14 protein-coding genes are annotated in these 17,429 nt (G+C 39.1%); 8 read left to right on the plus strand and 6 right to left on the minus strand.

All coding sequences use genetic code 11. The features are described 5' to 3' along the window. Positions 1 to 2 precede the first annotated feature (2 nt). From ACUXV0_RS02525 to ACUXV0_RS02535, 3 genes are all read right to left on the minus strand, one after another. Positions 3 to 1,277 carry a TIM barrel protein gene (locus ACUXV0_RS02525; RefSeq protein ID WP_446191490.1) on the minus strand — a complete coding sequence of 425 codons (1,275 nt, stop codon included), beginning with the start codon at positions 1,275 to 1,277 and terminating at the stop codon, positions 3 to 5. Between the two features lie 76 nt (positions 1,278 to 1,353). Further along, entirely contained in the window at positions 1,354 to 3,471 is a 2,118-nt protein-coding gene (locus ACUXV0_RS02530) for a bifunctional aldolase/short-chain dehydrogenase (protein ID WP_446191491.1), read from the minus strand. A 128-nt stretch (positions 3,472 to 3,599) separates the two neighbouring features. Further along, on the minus strand, positions 3,600 to 4,631 hold the full coding sequence (locus ACUXV0_RS02535) for a GntR family transcriptional regulator (RefSeq protein WP_446191492.1): 1,032 nt from the start codon (positions 4,629 to 4,631) through the stop codon (positions 3,600 to 3,602). 196 nt (positions 4,632 to 4,827) lie between these two features. Between ACUXV0_RS02535 and ACUXV0_RS02540 the strand changes: the two genes are divergently transcribed. From ACUXV0_RS02540 to ACUXV0_RS02555, 4 genes are all read left to right on the plus strand, one after another. Then, the gene (locus tag ACUXV0_RS02540) at positions 4,828 to 7,596 is read left to right on the plus strand and encodes a PQQ-dependent sugar dehydrogenase (RefSeq protein WP_446191493.1); all 2,769 of its coding nucleotides are present in this window, start codon (positions 4,828 to 4,830) and stop codon (positions 7,594 to 7,596) included. Between the two features lie 313 nt (positions 7,597 to 7,909). Beyond that, positions 7,910 to 8,833, plus strand: coding sequence for a Kelch repeat-containing protein (locus tag ACUXV0_RS02545; protein WP_446191494.1), 924 nt, complete (start codon positions 7,910 to 7,912; stop codon positions 8,831 to 8,833). Further along, on the plus strand, positions 8,814 to 9,110 hold the full coding sequence (locus tag ACUXV0_RS02550; RefSeq protein ID WP_446191495.1) for a DUF4907 domain-containing protein: 297 nt from the start codon (positions 8,814 to 8,816) through the stop codon (positions 9,108 to 9,110). Before ACUXV0_RS02545 ends, ACUXV0_RS02550 begins: the two co-directional genes overlap by 20 nt. Before the next feature lie 20 nt (positions 9,111 to 9,130). After that, on the plus strand, positions 9,131 to 10,417 hold the full coding sequence (locus tag ACUXV0_RS02555) for a DUF4270 family protein (RefSeq protein ID WP_446191496.1): 1,287 nt from the start codon (positions 9,131 to 9,133) through the stop codon (positions 10,415 to 10,417). On the opposite strand, the gene rlmN is transcribed toward ACUXV0_RS02555, so the two are convergent. Further along, on the minus strand, positions 10,414 to 11,454 hold the full coding sequence (rlmN, locus tag ACUXV0_RS02560; RefSeq protein ID WP_446191497.1) for a 23S rRNA (adenine(2503)-C(2))-methyltransferase RlmN: 1,041 nt from the start codon (positions 11,452 to 11,454) through the stop codon (positions 10,414 to 10,416). The genes ACUXV0_RS02555 and rlmN overlap by 4 nt on opposite strands. A 105-nt stretch (positions 11,455 to 11,559) precedes the next feature. On the opposite strand from rlmN, the gene ACUXV0_RS02565 reads away from it, so the two are divergent. Next, the gene (locus ACUXV0_RS02565) at positions 11,560 to 12,849 is read left to right on the plus strand and encodes an aspartyl protease family protein (RefSeq protein ID WP_446191498.1); all 1,290 of its coding nucleotides are present in this window, start codon (positions 11,560 to 11,562) and stop codon (positions 12,847 to 12,849) included. On the opposite strand, the gene ACUXV0_RS02570 is transcribed toward ACUXV0_RS02565, so the two are convergent. Next, positions 12,846 to 13,571: a hypothetical protein gene (locus ACUXV0_RS02570; protein WP_446191499.1), complete on the minus strand. Its 726-nt coding sequence runs from the start codon at positions 13,569 to 13,571 to the stop codon at positions 12,846 to 12,848. The genes ACUXV0_RS02565 and ACUXV0_RS02570 overlap by 4 nt on opposite strands. 100 nt (positions 13,572 to 13,671) lie before the next feature. On the opposite strand from ACUXV0_RS02570, the gene ACUXV0_RS02575 reads away from it, so the two are divergent. From ACUXV0_RS02575 to ACUXV0_RS02585, 3 genes are all read left to right on the plus strand, one after another. Further along, complete coding sequence (locus ACUXV0_RS02575; RefSeq protein ID WP_446191500.1) at positions 13,672 to 14,541, plus strand: DNA/RNA non-specific endonuclease; 870 nt, start codon at positions 13,672 to 13,674, stop codon at positions 14,539 to 14,541. Between the two features lie 124 nt (positions 14,542 to 14,665). Beyond that, positions 14,666 to 15,298, plus strand: a complete 633-nt coding sequence (locus tag ACUXV0_RS02580; RefSeq protein ID WP_446191501.1) for a class I SAM-dependent methyltransferase — start codon at positions 14,666 to 14,668, stop codon at positions 15,296 to 15,298. A 50-nt stretch (positions 15,299 to 15,348) separates the two neighbouring features. Next, positions 15,349 to 16,554: a cation:proton antiporter domain-containing protein gene (locus ACUXV0_RS02585; RefSeq protein ID WP_446191502.1), complete on the plus strand. Its 1,206-nt coding sequence runs from the start codon at positions 15,349 to 15,351 to the stop codon at positions 16,552 to 16,554. On the opposite strand, the gene ACUXV0_RS02590 is transcribed toward ACUXV0_RS02585, so the two are convergent. Beyond that, a complete protein-coding gene (locus tag ACUXV0_RS02590) occupies positions 16,551 to 17,393 on the minus strand; it encodes an SGNH/GDSL hydrolase family protein (protein WP_446191503.1) in 843 nt (280 codons plus the stop codon). The two genes, ACUXV0_RS02585 and ACUXV0_RS02590, sit on opposite strands and share 4 nt — an antisense overlap. Positions 17,394 to 17,429 lie beyond the last annotated feature (36 nt).

Below are 17,429 nucleotides of genomic sequence, written 5' to 3' on the forward strand. Positions count from 1 at the left end.
TTTTAAAGTCCTGTAGCTACCGTGGCGGATCCTCTTTCACGAATCAACTTGTCTCTCACATCCATTTTTCTGTAAAAACCAATTGGATTTAAGGCACCACCAGCTCTAAACCTTGCTTCAGCAACTAGGGCTCTCATATCTGTTCTGAAGGCATTTTGAAGGATATTCTGAGCGGTTACTACATCATTATCATCACGGGCTTCTTCCAGTTCTGCTCTGTCCACCGCAAGTGCTTGAGCATAGGCCAGCATAATAGCTTCGACAGATTGCATTAAGTCTTCCAGCGGATCTTTGATGTTATGTGAAGCATCTATCATCCAGCCCAAATCTTTGGCATGATTCATACCGGCGGCATCCATCCCTGCTACTAATTCATTGAAAATCAGGAATAATTGATACGGTTTGATAGAGCCGGCTGTCAGGTCGTCATCAGAATATTTTGAATCATTGAAATGAAAACCAGCCAGTTTTCCTTCCATCATCAAAAGAGAAACGATCTGTTCAATGTTGGCATTTGGTAAATGGTGACCTAGATCTACAAGAGTCTTGGCTTTAGGTCCCAATTTATTGGCAAATAATAAAGACTGCCCCCAGTCGCCCACTGTCATGGAGTAGAAGTTTGGCTCAAAAGCCTTGTATTCCACAAACATTTTCCAGTCATCTGGCAGAGCAGCATAAACTTGCTGTAGACTTTCTAAGGTATTCTCAAAAGCCTTACGGAAGTTTAACTGACCAGGGAAATTTGATCCATCTGATAACCAAACCGTTAATGATTTTGAACCTAGTTCAATGCCATGTTTAATTACTTCAATATTGTGATCTACGGCCTGTTTTCTAACTGCAGGATCTGTGTGCTGTAATGATCCAAATTTATAGCTCAATTCCTGATCCTTTTGGTCTTGAAAAGTATTGGAGTTAACCGCATCAAACACAAGATTATGCTCAGTAGCTAATTGCTTAATTGCAGCAGCATCCTTTGGTATATCCCATGGAATATGAAGTGAAATAGCTCCGGAAGCCTGATTGAGGGCATGAATTAAGCCTACATCTTCAATTTTTTGCTCCAAAGTGGCAGGCTCTCCACCTCCAGAGAATCTTCCGAAACGAGTACCACCCGTGCCTAATGCCCATGACGGAATGGCTATTTGAAAGTCCACAAGTTTCTGAATGATAGCCTCAGAATTAGTGACTTCTCTTTTAGTAAAGTTTAATTTCTCCTGATGTGGTTCCAACAGAGAATCATTAAACTCTTGAATATCTTCTTTATTGATTTTCATTTTTCAACAGGTAAGGATTGATGAAATTAGAGCTGTGAAGTTTAGTTCACAGCTCTGAATATCTCATTAATCAAAATTAACGATAAAAGCCCATTGCTACACCACCATCTACATTCAGGGCGTTACCCGTAGACTTATTCATCAAGCCACCAACTAAAACAAAGCAGGCATTGGCGATGTCTTCCGGCAAAATGATTTCGTTTAGAAGCGTTCTTTTGGCATAAAATGCAGGTAGCTCATCTACAGTGATTCCGTAGGCTTTAGCACGGCCTTCAGCCCAGCCACCGGCCCAAATATTTGAATCTGCTATTACGGCATCAGGGTTTACCATGTTAACTCTGATCTTATCTGGCCCTAACTCTGCCGCCATCAGTCTGGTCATATGAGCCTGAGCAGATTTCGCTGATCCATAACCAGGGTTATTTGGTCCTGCTACCACAGCATTTTTAGAGACGATATTGATGATATCTCCACCAATTGCCTGTTTCTTAAGTACATTCACTGCAGCTTGAGATACAATAAATTGACCTTTGACCAGAATGTCATACAATCTATCCCATTCCTCTAATGAGTGGTCCTGAATAGATTTAGAAATACTAATACCGGCATTATTGACTACAATGTCTACTCCACCGAATGCCAATACAGCATTATCAAAAGCTTTTGAGGTACTCTCTTTATCTGTAACATTGAGTAATGTTGAGGCAACAGCATCTCTGCCAAACTCAGCTTTAAACTCTTCTACTGCTCCTGAAAGACGTTCTTCATTGATATCATTCAAAACAATACAAGCACCTTCTTCAGCAAACTTCTTTGCAATAGCCTTACCTATACCTCCGGCGGAACCTGTTACCAAAGCTATTTTGCCAGATAGAGCCTTCGGTTTCGGCATTCTTTGAAGCTTCGCTTCCTCAAGCAACCAATATTCAATATTGAAAGCTTCTTGTCTAGGCAAGGCGGTATACTCAGAAACCGCTTCTGAGCCTTTCATGACATTGATGGCATTGATATAATACTCAGATGCTAGTCTTGCTGTGGTTTTGTTCTTGGCAAAAGTGAACATCCCAACACCAGGATAAAGTATTACCACCGGGTTCGGGTCACGCATAGCCGGAGAATTATCATGCTTACAGGCTTCGTAATACTCTGTATACATGTTTCTGTACGCCTCAAAAGCAGGCTCTAGCTTAGCTTTTACTGCATCAGCGTCAGTTAAGTCTTCACCAGGAGTAATCTCTAATACCAAAGGAGAGATTTTGGTTCTCAAAAAGTGATCTGGACATGAGGTACCCATAGGAGCCAGCTTCTCCAAATCATTGCTATTGACAAACTCCAGAACTCTAGGATCATCAGTAAAATGACCTACCATTTGCTGGTAAGAAGAACAGAAACCACGTAAAATTGGAGCTATAGCTGCTGCCTGAGATTTTCTGCTTTTTTCAGCCAAGGAGTCAATTTTTTGACCACCAAAAACATTAGAATAATTCTGCTCCAAATACTCAGCACATTTCTCTATAACCTCCAGCGTATTGATATAACTTTCATACGCTGTATCTCCCCAGGTAAACAAACCATGAGAGCCTAGCATAATGCCTTTTAGTTCAATACCATTTGCCTTGGCGTCTTCCAGACATTTTCTCAATTGAAGCCCGAGATCGAAGCCTGGTCTCTGCCAGCCAACCCAACCTATTTCGCCATCAAATAACTCGTCTGTGATCTTTTTACCGTCTTTTGCTGCGGCTATGGCTATGGCAGCATCTGGATGTAGGTGATCTATATGCTTAAACGGTAAGAAACCGTGAAGAGGGGTGTCTATAGAAGGAGCTTTTGAAGCAAGATCAAAGATACAATGGTTAAATAAACCTACCATTTCATCTTCATGCTCTATGCCACGATATACGTTTTCAAGTCCTCTTAGTTTATTCAAGTATAAAGCGGCACATCCACTTTTCTTTAAGGTTCCTATGTCTCCTCCAGAACCCTTAATCCACATTACATCTACTTCTTCACCGGTTACAGGATCCTTATCTTTTATCTTCACAGAGGTGTTCCCTCCACCATAATTTGTAAGTCTTAGATCAGCTCCGAGCATGTTAGATCTATAGATAAATAGACCAACTTCGTCACCCTCAAGCTCCTTAGCTTTGGCATCATCCCAGAGGTAACTTACGTGTTTAAAATTGCGGTTTGTCATTAGGTATAGTTTTGTTACTGCAAAAGTATTTTTTACGATCTGCTAAGCAGTCATAGCCCTACCTTAGCTGTCATCTAATGTGCTTAGAAAGTGCTTTTCTAAATACTTCGAGAAGATTTCTAAAATGTTTATAATGACTTTCTTAAAGTCAGTTTGAATGGATTTTCAATATGCTCTGTGGAATTTTCTAAAATAAGTTTGGCCAAACTTTTTCCCATTGCTTCAAAATCTGTAGATAGTGTACTCAGTCCATTGAGAATGAACCGTTTTAGCGGAGTTTCATTATAAGAGATAATACCTACATCCTTACCGACCTGAAGTTTAGAGTCCAGAATTTTATCAATAAGAACGATCAGATCATCCTCCATCAGATTAATATAAACATTTCCTTTCTGGATGTCTTCCTCAGCGATTTGATGTATAATTTTCTGATCAAAAGCATATTCAGAACAAAAACTCTCAAAGCCTTTGATGATTTCCTTCGGATAATAGCTGTTTTCAGGAAAGATCAGGTTTATCGTCGAATATTTGGCGAGCTTGTCTTTGGCTTCCAAAAGGGCGTCAAAAATGTTTTTATCAAAGTTCTCATAGACGGCACCGTATTCTCCGGAAACCTCATTGAGTATTTTATCTACCACAATAAGCTTATCCTTTGGCAATGAATTGATAAGCATTGCTGCTTTGTCTTCTCCTTCAATGAAATGCGGAATAATAACAAAATGGGTGTAGTCGTTTTTTCGCTTGTTTAATATCTTTTGAAACTGACCCACATCATTATTGTAAACATAAAAATCGATGGCGGCCTGGTCTCCAAGTTCTTTAACTAAAGTGTCATAAATAATCTTTTTATGATGACTCAGTTTATTGAAAAGGAGAAAAATTCCAAGATGCTGACTTACATCCACGCTTTTGATGAAATAGCCTTTGCCGGGTACAGAATCAAGAATACCCATTTTCCGCAACTCATTATAGCCTTTTTCAACGGTAACTCTGGAGATATCAAACTCAAAACTGACTTCATTAATAGAAGGCATCATATCATCCTTTTTAATGAGACCTTTCCTTATTCCGTCTAGAATAGAGTTGCCGAGTTGTTGATACTTCGGTGTTACTGAGTAGTCATCTATTTTAATTAGCTCTAATGCGTTACTTCTGTCCATTTCTTGGTTTTGTTGCTACAATTAAAGGAAAACATTGAAGGCTGTAAAGGAAAAAAGGAAGCTTTATGCATCCATACTGTTCTGTCAAATAAAATTGCCATGTGATCAGCAAAATTGAATGATTTATCGAAAGGCTATAACCAAACAAAGTTGAATTGTTAATTTAACACTTCATTCCAATCCTATTTATAACCTCATGAAAAGAATTTTAAGTGTGGGTCTGTTATCTACGGCCCTCCTGGTTGGTTGTCAAAAAAATCAGTCTGACGACCCAAACTTTAAACCTGAAGACAACAGATTTACCGAAGTCACATTAGCCCAAGGCCTAGATGAGCCCATGGAAATGACCTTTTTGCCTGGTAAAAAAGTCCTTATTGTTGAAAGAAAAGGTGGCCTTAAACTAATTGATGAAGTTTCTGGTGAAACTACAGATGCTGGCTTCATTGAAGTAAATACAAAGTATACTAACAAAGAAGGACATACCAGAGAAGCAGAAGAAGGCTTAATGGGTGTGGTGGCAGATCCCAATTTTGAGACTAATAATTGGGTATATCTCTATTACGCTGATCCAGAAACACCCAGACATGTCCTATCCAGATTTGAATTCAAAGATAATTACCTGGATAACGAATCAGAGATTGAAGTTCTGGAGGTTAAAACCCAAAGAGAAGAGTGCTGTCATACTGGCGGGGGTATGACCTGGGATCCTCAAGGTAATCTCTATTTGACAGTGGGGAATAACACGGTGAACCCAAGAAGTGGTGCATCTAACTTAAATGAGGCTCCGGGCCATAAAAATGAAGATGATCAGCGTGCACCGGGTAACTCCAATGACCTAAGAGGTAAAATCCTTAGAATAACTCCTCAAGCTGATGGAAGTTATACCATTCCTGAAGGCAATCTGTTTCCTGAAGGAACGCCTAAAACAAGACCTGAAATTTATACCATGGGCCACAGAAACCCATGGAGGCCTACCATTGATACCGAAACGGGTTACCTCTATTGGGGAGAAGTAGGGCCCGATGCCAACGTGGATTCTATTTGGGGACCTAAAGGTTACGACGAATTTAATCAAGCTAAAGAAGCTGGATTCTTCGGCTGGCCTTATGTTATAGGTGATAATATTCCTTATAACCGTTACAACTCAGAAGATGGAACTTATGGAGAGGCCTATGACCCTCAAAATTTGAAGAATACCTCTGTCAATAATACCGGAATTGTGGATCTGCCTGTACCTGTGCCTGCAATGATCTATTATCCTTATGGACCTTCAGAGGAGTTCCCTATTGTAGGAACTTCGGGTAGATCGGCCACTGGTGGGCCGGTACTTCGTAGAGCTGATTATAAAGAAGCCGAGAGACCATGGCCAGCCTATTATGAAGGAAAATGGTTAATTTCTGAATTTATGCGTGGCTGGATTATGGCAGTAACCATGGATGAAAACGGTGATTTTGAATCAATGGAGAGAGTATTGCCAAATAACTTTTACTCTGGTGCCATTGACATGGATTTCGGGCCATCTGGTGACCTGTATGTTTTGGAATATGGAACAGCCTGGTTCAGACAAAACGCCAATTCCAGATTGGTGAAAATCGAGTATAACTCTGGAAACAGAAAGCCAATAGTAGAAGCGTCTGTAGATAAGACTTCTGGTCAGGTGCCATTAAAGGTTAATCTGTCTGCCAAAGGAAGTATGGATTATGATGAAGAAAGTCTAAGCTATCAATGGAATATTAAAAAAGCTGGAACAATTGTAGATCAATTAGAAGGAGAAGAATTAGAATATACCTTCAGTGAGTCTGGCAATTATGAGGTAGAGCTTGTGGTTCATGATGAAAACGGTGGATCTAACAGTAAAATCTTGATAGTTAACGCGGGTAATGCATCACCTGAAATAGATATAACTCTTTCTGAAGGTTTTAACCAGAGCTTCTATTTTGGCGATGGAGCTATTCCTTACCAGGTCAAAGTTTCAGATGCTGAGGACGGAAGTGTTGAAAACGGTGGTATTGATGAAAAAGCAGTTGCGGTAACCTTCGATTATGTTCCTGCAGGTTTTGATCCAATTGAAATGGCTTCAAGTCATGCTACAGCAGATGAGGTAGCGTCATTCTCTGTAGGTAAACAGTTGATAGAAAGCAGCGACTGTATTTCGTGTCACCAGTTTGATGGTAAGTCAATAGGCCCGAGCTACATGCAGGTAGCTGAAAGGTATGCAAATACTACAAAAAATAGAGAGCTATTGATAGATAAGGTGATTAATGGTGGTAGTGGTGTTTGGGGAGAACATGGTATGAGTGCTCACCCTGATTTAGCCAAAGCAGATGCCGCCAGAATGGTAGACTTTATTCTTTCCATGAATTCAGCAAATCAGAATTTATCCCTTACTGGTAAGGTTACACCAGCTATTCCGGATTACGAAGAGGAAGGTAGTTTTGTACTTCGTGCTGCGTATAAAGATCAGGGAGCATCAGGCGTACAGCCATTGCAAAAAGAGGAGTTGGTGGTCTTAAGAAGTCCTTATCTAACACCTCACTCTGCTGACTTTAAGAATTCTACTGTGACACAAACGGCCTCAAGAAATGCCTTTTATGTCATAGGTGATCAGTCATCCATTGGTTATAAAAATATTGACCTGACAGGTATCAAAGAAATAGTAATTTACGTTCAAACGGGCGGCAGAGCAGCATCACTGGGAGGTTCTGCTGAATTAGTTATCGATGGTTTAGATAATGAAGTTGCCAGTCAAAGTGAAGAACTAGGTAAAATGCCAAACTTAGGCTTTAGAAGACCACCAGCAGGGATGTCATACACTGAATTTAGAAGACAAAATTCAGGGAAGCTTCACCTCAAGGTACCGGAAGGAATAGATGGAAAACATGATGTCTTTTTAAGATTCAAGAATAGCAATGCAAAATCTGAGGAATTCTTATTCCAGATCCTTGAAGTCGAGTATAAAAAGTAACATTAATTACTGACCTTAATAGAAGCACCTTTCTTCCTTGAAAGGTGCTTTTTTTATTGAATTAGGTTCTATTAACCTATTTTAACATTTGGTCGTAACTAGTTTTATATCAGTTATATAAGATTTCAAATTGTCCTAAATGTTTGTGAATTCAATAGCGAGTTACACTTCATCTAAATATTAAGGCAACGTCCTCAACGAGAACCGACGTAAACACAGCTGAAAACAAAATAATTGAATGATAAAGTTATTGACTAAGCAAACAACGTTTCTATCCATTTTAGGCTCGGTTTTTTTATTGACGTCCTGTGACATGTCAGATGTAGACGCCGCCTATGGTGATTGGTTCAAACTGTCAGATTTTGATGGTGTAGCAAGGCATTCTTCTTTTGGGTTTACCATAAACAACGAAGGTTATCTGGGATCTGGAGGTGATGAAGATGGTTACAAGCTAAATGATTTCTGGAAATATGATCCGGAAAAGAATACCTGGTATCAGCTGGCAGACTTTCCTGGTTTAGCCAGAACGGCCTCTGTTGGATTATCAATAAATGGGAAAGGCTATGTAGGAACGGGCCTTGACCAGAATGATGAAAAACTGAATGATTTTTGGGAATATGACCCCATTACCAACATTTGGTCTCAAAAATCCGACTTCATGGGTACAGCCAGAAGACATGCAGTGAGTTTTTCAATTGACAATAAAGGGTATGTAGGTACAGGCTTTGACGGCAGTTATATGAAAGACTTCTATGTCTATGAACCATCAGCTGATAGCTGGAAAAAAATCACAAGTATTGGCGGTGCCAAAAGGGTAGGAGCTGCATCTTTCGTCATAGATGGAATAGCCTATGTAGGTACAGGTAATAATAACGGCGTAAATCAAACGGACCTCTGGAGCTATAATCCTTCTACTGATACTTGGTCAGAGGAATTAGATTTTGATGATACAGACGTAGACCGCTCTTATGGGAGTGGATTTGCCCTAAAAGGCAAAGGCTACTTCACCGGAGGTACTTCAGGTAACGATGTTTGGCAATATACCCCGGCAACATCAACTGATGAGGCAGAATGGAATGAAATGACGGCTTTTGAAGGTACCAACAGAAACTATGCGGTTACCTGGGCTATTTTAGATGAAGCCTATATTGCAACGGGCTCAAATAGCATTTACCGCTTCGATGACATTTGGAAATACACACCAGACATAGTTCAGGATGATGAAGACGAAGATTAAACTACTCGTTATTCTAGCCTTAGGCATAATTGCCTGTCAACCTGAAACCGCGTATACCTATCAAACAAACAAAGGGGAGAATGGGTATGAACTTCTGATCAGTAAGGGTAAGGAAACTATCATAACCCAAAGTTATCTACCAGCAATTCAGGGTAGAAAGCCGATTGAGAATCTGACCGTAGCAAACGCCTTAGGAGAATTATATGTGAAAAAACTTACTGAAGGAGCTTTTCCTCCTTCGGTAAGTGCTACCGAAGTGGAAAGCATTCTACCATAGACTTTAGAAAATTTTAAGAAATGAAAAAACTATTAGAAACAACGGTTTCCATACTATTTCTATGCTCATTTTTAGCCTCTTGTACCACAGGAGATTTGGGAATTAGTTTTGATGTCAAGCCAGATTCAGAAGTCAATACGGTAGTGATAGATACTTTTTCGGTTAACACATTTATGTATTCGCCCGTTGAATTAACCAATCAGGGAGGTTATGAAATCTTGAGCGGAAAGAAAGTTTATGATGAAGACTTTAGTTTTGAAGCCTGCTCATACTTTACCATTGCACAGCCCACGTATACCTATAAAAGTTTAAGTGGCGGTACAGACCTTAAAATAGACAGTGTAAGGTTCGTTTTACCTGTAGTCTATGCTGAGGGTGACTCTACCGTGTCGCAAAGCTATTCTCTTATTCAGCTGGATCAGGAAATTGACCTGAATGAGATCTATTATACCACGAGTTTTATTCAAGGATCAGAGTTAATTGATCAACAAAGTATCACGCCATATTGGAATCGTGACTCTGTCCTTACTTTTGAGGTTAGTTCTGATCTATATCAGCCTGCATTTGACCTGTATAAAGAGAATCCTGATAATATAGCCCTTGTTCTAGATGAGCTGATCAAAGGCTTTAAATTAGTTTCTGATGAGTCTAACACGGCAATGCTTCACATTAATGCCTCAGGTGCTGCAATGAGAATTTACGGTCATTATGATGATGTATTTGCAGATGAATTTGAGTTGGACTTTCCGGTGGAAACAGGTTATCGCCTCTTCAATACTTTTTCTGTTTACCAAAATGGAGAATTGATAGAGCTCTCAAAAGATGCCCTCATGGCTACCGATCAAAAGTTTATTCTACAGGATGGGTTACCGGTGGTAACTAAACTGACTTTACCAGGAATTGATAATTTCAATGAGCTATATCCCGGCAAAACGGTTTTGAAAGCCGAATTAATTTTTCACACTTTCAAAAAGTCTATTTCTGATGGTTTGGCGGTTCCTTCAACACTCTCTTTGTACACTATAAACCTTTTAAACGAGCCTCAGGAGGCTATTATTGACTTCAATACTTCGGCTGTTGTGGCCGAATATGAAAGCGATTTCTCAGAGGAGATGTACAGAGGCTCGTATAGTTTTGACGTAACGGCCTATGTATTATCACTTTTAGAATACAAAGCCAGCAATAAGGGACTAGACATGCTTACTGAAAACAGTTTAACCAATGGAGGCTCTACTTCTGCCGTAGTTTTAGGAGATCAGAGCAGCGGTGATTATGCATGCTCTTTACGGGTTTATGTCACCAACTAGGCTTCCTTAATCGCTAATTGACCGCAGGCTGCATCAATATCTTTGCCGCGGCTTCTTCTGATATTCACTGTAACCCCATTTCTTTCCAGGTAAGCTGCAAACTTGTCGATAGCATCAGCATCGGCATTTTGGTAGTTTGCCTCTGAGATGGGGTTATATTCTATAATATTGACTTTTGAAGGTACTCTTTTACAAAATGCAAGAAGCTCTTTGGCATCCTCTAACTTATCATTGAAACCATAAAAAACGATGTATTCAAAGGTAATTCTGTTACCCGTTTTTCTGTAGAAGTAGTTTAAGGCCTCTTCCAGGTTCTTTAATGAATTACTTTCATTGATTGGCATAATTTCATTTCGCTTCTCATCATTGGCGGCATGTAATGAAAGAGCCAGATTGAATTTTACGCCATCATCACCGAGCTTTTTGATCATCTTGGCAATACCGGCAGTAGAAACCGTAATTCTCTTCGGTGACCAGTTTAAGCCCTCTTCGGAGGTGATTTTATCGACAGAATCCAGAACGGCGGCGTAATTGAGCAATGGCTCACCCATTCCCATATAAACGATATTTGTCAATGGCTGCTGATAATTTTGCTCTGCCTGTTCTTTTATCAGAACCACCTGATCATATATCTCAGCACCCGTAAGGTTACGTTCACGGTTCATATAACCCGTAGCACAAAATTTACATGTCAATGAACAGCCAACTTGAGAAGACACACAGGCGGTCATTCGGTCTGTGGTTGGTATCAGTACACCCTCAACCAGATGATTATCATGAAGCCTGAAACCGGACTTTATCGTTCTGTCTGAGCTAATCTGACTACTGTCTACAGTCACTGGGAGTATCACAAAATGAGTAGAAAGCTTCTCACGCAAAGCTTTAGAAAGGTTAGTCATGTGCTCAAAATCAGTGACAGATTTTTGCCATAACCATTCCCATACTTGTTTAGCTCTGAATTTCTTCTCTCCATTTTCAAGAAACCATTGCAGCAGTTTCTCAAAATTCAGCGTCCTTATATCAGTTTTCTTCTCCATTGCGTTGCAAAATTCAGTATTTACGAGATGATTACCTAAATACATCTGATTTCAATACCTGTTAGGGACATATTTCTTTTAAATTACGTTCCAGAATTGAGTATAATGAACCGCCGCATTACATATTTCCTTTGCCTGTTAATCAGCTTTCAGCTGATTACTATAGACGGTATTGGGCAATTTTGGAAGCGAAAAAAGAAGAATCTTCCTGATCAACCTTTTGGGTTCATTATGGATGATAATAACCGAAGTATCTCTATTCCATTTAAGGTTTATTCTAACCTCGCTGTGCTTCAGGTTAAAATAGACGATACAGATTCACTCAACTTCATACTGGATACCGGTGTCAATTCTATCTTTATAACTGACCCTAAAATTGCTGAAAAAATGGGTCTGGAATACATTAGAGAAGTTGAGATAAAAGGTGCTGGAAAAGAAAAACATCTGATGGCAAGTGTTTCTATAAATCACACTGTTCATATGGATGATATCACGGGATACCAACAAAACATTGTGGTGCTCAGTGAAGATATCCTGGAGTTGTCAGAATATATGGGTGTACCCATTCATGGGATATTTGGCCATTCCTTATTTGAAAACTTTGTGGTTTCCATTGACTTTGGTTCAATGTATATTAATGTCCATAAACCGGAGAAATTTAAGCTTAAGCCAAGACATGGGGAGGTTTTTCCTATTATTGTTACTCAAAACAAGCCTTATATCGATAATCTGCAGATAATAGATGAAACCAGCCCTGAACCTAAAAAGTTAAATCTGGTAATAGACACTGGTGCAGGTCACGCTTTATTATTAAATGCCGATAGTGATAATGTGAATTTACCTTCAAAAACCATTCGCTCTAATCTAGGAAGGGGATTGAATGGCGAAATTTTCGGTGAAATAGGTAGAGTGCCCGTTTTGAAAATGGGTGATATTGAGGTCAAAGATATTATTGGCTCGTTTCCCGATTCCCTCGCTTTCAGTATGAAATTTCCTCCTACAGATGCCGATCGACAAGGTAGTATTGGAGGTGAGTTGCTTCGAAGGTTTAAGGTGACCTTTAATTATCCTGAAGGTTACATGGCTCTTAAGCCCAACAAGAAGAAAATGAAGCAGCCTTTTGAGCATGATATGAGTGGACTGGACATTAGAGCTCAAAAGAACAACCTGGAAACCTATTATATCAAAGGTGTCTCACCTGATTCTCCCGCAGCTATGGCCGGACTTTTACCTGGCGATGAACTGGTTTTCTTTAATCAGGAAAGTGCTGCTACAATCACTCTCACAGAGATTTACAACATACTTTCTAAAAGAGAAGGTAAGAAAATTCATATCATTTACAGGCGAAACGGCCAGATAGGCGTTGCTGAGTTTGAGCTCAAAAGAGTAATTTAAAGTCTCAGTCCAAACGTAATACCACCTGTAGGCTGCACTCCTTCTTTTAAAATAAAATTATTAATAGCATCACCGCTTCGGTAATAGGAGCTATTCACACCGGTAAACTCTTTATTAATAGTATTCTCAGACTGAAAACGAATGCCACCACCTACATGTAAGTCAATATAACCGTATTGAAATAAGCTAAACTGCACGCCAAAATTTAGAGCAGGCATGACTGCTGAATAATTAGTTTTCCCTTTGTCCGTGATTAATATGTATTCAGTTGTATTGGTTTCTTGTTTGTATTGACCCACATAACGACTTTGATCATATTCATTCTGATTAAAATCTACACGGAGTGATGGTGCAAAATAGACGCCGCTTTGACTGGTTTCCTGATTGAAAATATTTGGATCTCGATCTTTAAACGCTGGCACATAAAACCTTCTGGCTACGGTCAATTGGAACCCCTTCCAATCTGTAAAAGGGTCTAATTGTTCACCACCCACAGGTGTTTCATAGTAATAGGTACTATTGTCTTTTTTATAACGTAAGCCCAGGTGAATGTCCATGCTTCGGGTACGCTCGGCATTAAAACTTTCTACACCAAATGATAGGGCAGAGGTAGTTAATGGTAATGGATCAAACTTGAAAATCTTTAATTTTTCTTCCTTTTGAGCATAGCTCAAAACTGGTACCATCCATAAGGCAAGGAGTGAAACGTATATTTTTTTCATGTCAATTTCTTTTCAAATGGTTTTTTGTACTCAAGCTGTTAGCTTTGGCTTTAGGTCTACTCTGTAAATGTAAAAACGGTTCTAATCGTTGCATTAGTTTATGGCATTGAGAAAATACTTCTGGCGTAATTACCTGGCTTCAGGCTTTGTATTTCTTGCACTTTTGTTGGCTCTGGTGTTGATTAACAGACCTGAGATTATTCATAATACTCTTGTAAAACTAGGCCTGAAAACCCCAGAAAGCTATGACATAGCTCATAGTGTATCTTTTACAGACTATCCTGAAATTATATTGCCCGAGCCATCCACATATGGTAGCTGGGTTGAGAAACCCAACTATGTGCTTTTTTATGATCAGGATATAATGCAGGCCCGTTTCACGCTACATAAGTTAACGGCTTCAGACACCCGAGGTGAGGCTTCACGGTATGGAGTTAGGTTTGACGAAAACGAACTGATAGGGCTAAGTACAGCAGCTTACAGAGACTATTCTGGTTCAGGGTATGACCGTGGACATTTGGTTCCAGCTGGTGATTTCAGGTGTTGTCAATCCTTAATGGAAGAAACTTTCGGTATGAGTAATATTGCTCCATTCGATTCTCTTTTAAACCGATATGCCTGGACAGAACTGGAGTTAAAAACCAGAAGTTGGGCTCGGCGTTTTGGGGAGGTTTATGTCATCACAGGTCCTATATTTGAGAATCGTTTGAATTACTTCGGCAGATATAATGATATCTGTGTACCCACCCACTTTTTCAAATTGGTTTTTAGAATGAACAGAAACACTAAAGAACCTCAGGAATCAATAGCCTTTGTTCTGCCAAATGAACCCACACTGCATTTTGATGTAGAGAAGTTTCGAGTTTCAATAGACCAGTTAGAGGAGCTTACAGAGATGGATTTCTTTGCCTTATTGCAGGATGTAAAGGAAACTAAACTTGAATCATCAAAAGTGAATGGAAGATGGTAAACGTTCAAAAACTACTGTTAGTCTCAATGATGTTGGCCTCACAAGTGGCCTTTTCTCAATCTATTTTTATTCAATTAAGATAATTGACAAGATATACACGAGTTACTGAAGGAATAATCGCTCTATGTCATTTTACCCGGCACTTAAATACCGATTTCTTACACCATTTTATGATCGAATCATCAGACTTCTAGTGCCTGAAAAAAAGATTAAAAGTGAAGCTATTCGATTATTAGACTTAAAGCCCAGTGAGACATTACTGGATGTTGGCTGTGGTACAGGTGAACTTTTAAAAGTAGCGGCTGAAAACTATCCTGAAAACTCATTTATGGGAATTGACCCTGATCCACAAATGATAGAATTGGCTAAAGCCAAACACATTAATAATTCCAAGTTTTTCACACTCCAAGATTTCAAAGTGGCCTCAGCATCTAGTCAAGAATACACCAAAATAACCTGTACATGGGTTTTACATCATTTAAAAAATGAAGAGAAAAAAGAACTTTTAAACCGAGTTTATCGGCTTTTGCATAAAAATGGGAAGGTGGTCATAGTGGATTGGGATCAACCCAAATCATTTCAAGAAAAGGCCTCTTTCTTTTTGGTCAGACTTATTGACAATTTTGAAACATTTGAGCTACATCATAAAGGTAAAATAGAAACACTCTTTCAGGCGGCTGGCCTTAAGTTATTGACTAAGAAGAGTATGACCACATGTCTTGGGAGATTAAGTTTCTGGACATTAGACAAAGCGTGAACTAAACCATCCAAAAAAGTATTTACAAGAAGTACCCTCTAACCTCATGAATGAATACAAACTATGTCATTCTGGCATTATGCGTGATCGTAATGCTATCGTATCTCTACAATATTATCAGTAGAAAAACACGAATTCCTTCTGTTTTATGGCTGTTAGCCACAGGTATTCTATTCAACTATGTTGATGGAGATGGACTGGTTCCGTTGAATGTCATCAATAAGAGTGTTCAGGTTTTAGGGACTATTGGGTTGATTATGATTATTCTTGAGGCGGCCTTGGATCTTCATATTGAAAAAGACAAAATCAAACTTATAATCAGGGCTTTTGTCTCTGCCTTACTGATACTGCTGGTCTCATCTTTCTCAATCGCCTACATTATTTCCGGTTGGATGGGTGATGACTTCATCAATTGTTTGGTTTACGCCACACCTCTATCTATTGTTAGTAGTGCTATTGTTATTCCTTCCGTTGGTATGCTAACTCCCGAAACCAAGGAGTTTTTGATTTATGAAGCATCTTTTTCCGATATTCTCGGAATTCTGTTTTTTAATTACCTTATCGGAGTAGATCAGTTTACAATAGGCAATGGTGCATTATACTTAGGGTCTATTGCCATATCTATTGTTGTATCTGTGGGTGTAGCAGTTTTATTGATTTATCTCTTGAACAAGATCACTCAGGAGATCAAGTTCTTCCTCATTTTTGCCGTTTTGGTGGCTCTTTATGCCTTTGGTAAAATCATCCACTTACCTTCTTTATTGATTATCCTATTCTTTGGTCTTATCATTAACAACAGGAACATTCTGGGTGATATACCTTTAATCAATAAACTTATTCCCAACGACCGCCGATTTAAACAGCTGGAAGAGCAGACTAAAGTCATCACATTTGAGACATCTTTTGTGGTAAGAACCTTCTTCTTTATGCTATTCGGGTATTCTATTGACCTTCAGAAAATGGTACAGAATGATGTACTGATAGTGGGTTCATTCATTGTCTTATGTTTATTGGTGGTTCGGTTTATCTTCCTAAAATACACCAATCCGCAGGAGAGTCCATTGCCTGAACTGTTTATGATGCCGCGGGGTTTGATCACCATTCTCTTATTCTACAGTATTCCTGATCAGTACAAGCTGACCGACTTTAATAATGGTATTCTTTTCTTCGTAATTATGGTGACGAGTTTCATGATGATGCTCGGTCTATTAACGGCACCAAAAAATATCATAGATGAAGTGGAACGAACTGGCTAAAGCTCTTCGATTTTCTTAGCTAAAAGCTCTGCAATAATTTGATTACCCTTGTCTGAAGGATGTAGTCCGTCATAAGTTGTACCCATGGCGTCAAGAGGGTAAGGATATTGGTCATTCTCAGGGTCGAATGGAATTTCTACGTAGTCTGGGTATTTATATTCTTGATACTGGCCAGTTTCGGGATTTCTCAAATACTTGAAGTTAACGAGCGTCTCAAAACTTAATTGAGGTTCATGAAAAAGATCAAGAAAGGACAGATTCTCCTGCTTTGCAATGGCAACAATCAGATCAACTATTTCTTCCAGGTTTTGGTCCTTTTTAGCTTTGTATGAGCCAAAAGCATTGTTTTTGTAGTTATTGATATACACAAAATCTGTACGCTGCATAGGCGTTATAACGATTAGCTTTGCTGAAGAATTTTGACTTCTGATGTGGTCAATAATTATCCTGAAAGATCCTGCAATTGTGCCGTTTCCAGTATTTTGATGAAAATCTTTTAGTGTTCCTTTTGGCACTCCTGCCCACCAGTCATTTGTTCCTAAAAAGATGGTATATAAGTCTGCTTTACCTATTCCAAGATCATTTATCTTACTTGCTACTCGCTGGGCCGTCCAGCCATTATAACCATGGTTTTGGTATTGATATTCCGGATGTATTTCTATTGTTCGGCTAAGGTATCCTTTAGTCACTCGGTTACCTGTCTCATCAGTATGATCATTTAAGTAGGTAATACTATCGCCTATAGCTATCCAGGTTTTCTTTTCAGATTCTTTAAAAGAGACTAATAGGATTAGGGACATTAGGAGACCAGATCCAAGAATACTTTTTAAATACTTCATTTTAAAATGATTGACTTAACGATTTCTTAATATAAA

This window comes from Jiulongibacter sp. NS-SX5 (genome assembly GCF_052828545.1).

Coding starts and splice junctions, on each gene's coding strand:
- ACUXV0_RS02550 (WP_446191495.1), top strand. CDS start 8,814: ATGATGAAGACGAAGATTAAACTACTCGTTATTCTAGCCTTAGGCATA.
- ACUXV0_RS02545 (WP_446191494.1), top strand. CDS start 7,910: ATGTCAGATGTAGACGCCGCCTATGGTGATTGGTTCAAACTGTCAGAT.
- rlmN (WP_446191497.1), bottom strand. CDS start 11,454: ATGGAGAAGAAAACTGATATAAGGACGCTGAATTTTGAGAAACTGCTG.
- ACUXV0_RS02535 (WP_446191492.1), bottom strand. CDS start 4,631: ATGGACAGAAGTAACGCATTAGAGCTAATTAAAATAGATGACTACTCA.
- ACUXV0_RS02565 (WP_446191498.1), top strand. CDS start 11,560: ATGAACCGCCGCATTACATATTTCCTTTGCCTGTTAATCAGCTTTCAG.
- ACUXV0_RS02570 (WP_446191499.1), bottom strand. CDS start 13,571: ATGAAAAAAATATACGTTTCACTCCTTGCCTTATGGATGGTACCAGTT.
- ACUXV0_RS02525 (WP_446191490.1), bottom strand. CDS start 1,277: ATGAAAATCAATAAAGAAGATATTCAAGAGTTTAATGATTCTCTGTTG.
- ACUXV0_RS02540 (WP_446191493.1), top strand. CDS start 4,828: ATGAAAAGAATTTTAAGTGTGGGTCTGTTATCTACGGCCCTCCTGGTT.
- ACUXV0_RS02575 (WP_446191500.1), top strand. CDS start 13,672: ATGGCATTGAGAAAATACTTCTGGCGTAATTACCTGGCTTCAGGCTTT.
- ACUXV0_RS02530 (WP_446191491.1), bottom strand. CDS start 3,471: ATGACAAACCGCAATTTTAAACACGTAAGTTACCTCTGGGATGATGCC.
- ACUXV0_RS02555 (WP_446191496.1), top strand. CDS start 9,131: ATGAAAAAACTATTAGAAACAACGGTTTCCATACTATTTCTATGCTCA.
- ACUXV0_RS02585 (WP_446191502.1), top strand. CDS start 15,349: ATGAATACAAACTATGTCATTCTGGCATTATGCGTGATCGTAATGCTA.
- ACUXV0_RS02580 (WP_446191501.1), top strand. CDS start 14,666: ATGTCATTTTACCCGGCACTTAAATACCGATTTCTTACACCATTTTAT.
- ACUXV0_RS02590 (WP_446191503.1), bottom strand. CDS start 17,393: ATGAAGTATTTAAAAAGTATTCTTGGATCTGGTCTCCTAATGTCCCTA.